2 protein-coding genes are annotated in these 1,316 nt (G+C 39.1%); both read left to right on the top strand.

The features are described from left to right. Positions 1–44: 44 nt before the first annotated feature. On the top strand, positions 45–416 hold the full coding sequence (locus F2B13_RS20320; protein WP_149305006.1) for a transposase: 372 nt from the start codon (positions 45–47) through the stop codon (positions 414–416). Beyond that, entirely contained in the window at positions 416–1,273 is an 858-nt protein-coding gene (locus F2B13_RS20315) for an IS3 family transposase (protein WP_149305005.1), read from the top strand. The genes F2B13_RS20320 and F2B13_RS20315 overlap by 1 nt, the downstream gene beginning before the upstream one ends. Positions 1,274–1,316 lie beyond the last annotated feature (43 nt).

Genomic DNA, 1,316 nt, shown 5'->3' with positions numbered 1-1,316 from the left:
ATTTTGACCCGTCCTGAAATATGTATACAAAACACTTCAAGTATATGTATAAAAATGATGGATATGTAAGACGTTATAGCGAGAGCTTTAAACTAAAAGTCTTGGCAGAACTTACCAAAGGAAACCATTCCAAAAGACAAATTGCATTAACTTACGGTATACAATCCAGTACTATAAACGTATGGATCAAAAAGTATGATCGTAAGGATTTAATGAACACCCGTGTAACCGTGCAAACAGACGATGAACTAAGCCGTATCAAAGCCCTTCAGAAAGAGCTTAAACAACTTAAGGACCTTCTTATCAAAAAGGATCTTGATAAGCTTGTAACCGACTCTTATCTTGAAGTGGCTGCTGAGAACCTGGGATATAAAGATGTTGAAGAATTAAAAAAAAACTTAAACATCAGGCCCTAATGAAAACAGCACCTAAAAATAGGAAAAACAGAGGCTTCAACATAGAGGCTATCTGTGATGCCTTCTCCCTAAAAAGAGATGCCTATTACAAATTCCATAAACGTCATACCGCTAAAAAAGAGATGGAACAGATCGTTGTCGGACTCGTTCGAAAAAGTAGAAGAACACTACCGAGGGAAGGAACTAGAAAACTAATGGAGTCCCTACATGAAGACTTTCAAAGGCAATACCTGAAAATCGGTAGGGACCAACTGTTCCGTATCCTAAGGGAGAACGGGTTGCTCATAAGAAGAAAGAAATATTCCTCTAGAACAACCAACTCCCATCACAGGTTCTATAAATACGGGAACACCATAAAGGGCCTGAAAATAAGTCGGCCAAATCAGGTTTGGGCTTCCGATATCACCTATATCAGGACCGTAAAAGGATTTTGTTATTTGGCGCTCATAACGGACATGTATTCCAGAAAAATAGTGGGCTTCGACCTTAGTGACAGTCTTGAACTGAAAGGATGCGTAAGGGCGCTGAACAAGGCCATTTACAATGCCAAGAACACAACACGGTTGATCCATCATTCGGACAGGGGAATTCAATATTGCAGCAATGTTTACACTCAAATATTAAAGAGGAAAAAGATCGGAATCAGTATGACAGAAGAAAATCATTGCTACGAGAACGCATTGGCAGAAAGGGTCAACGGAATACTCAAAGACGAGTTCTATCTCGACCAGACCTTTACCAGTGTGGTACACGCTAAGAAAGCGGCCAAAAACGCAATCAAGTTATACAACTCTAAAAGATTGCATTTATCTTTAAATTACGGAACACCTAATTACGTGCACCAAAATGCCGCCTAAAACAAATTATTAATCTGTAGCCGTATTTTAGGACGTGACATTT

Source organism: Pareuzebyella sediminis (assembly GCF_008367235.1).
In the GTDB taxonomy this organism is placed as follows: Bacteria; Bacteroidota; Bacteroidia; order Flavobacteriales; family Flavobacteriaceae; genus Pareuzebyella; species Pareuzebyella sediminis.
Note: the sequence above shows the minus strand (reverse complement) of the source record. Positions and strands in the feature narration are given on the sequence as shown.

Excerpts from the sequence above, each read along its gene's own strand:
- F2B13_RS20320 (WP_149305006.1), top strand. The coding sequence starts at position 45 with ATGTATAAAAATGATGGATATGTAAGACGTTATAGCGAGAGCTTTAAA.
- F2B13_RS20315 (WP_149305005.1), top strand. The coding sequence starts at position 416 with ATGAAAACAGCACCTAAAAATAGGAAAAACAGAGGCTTCAACATAGAG.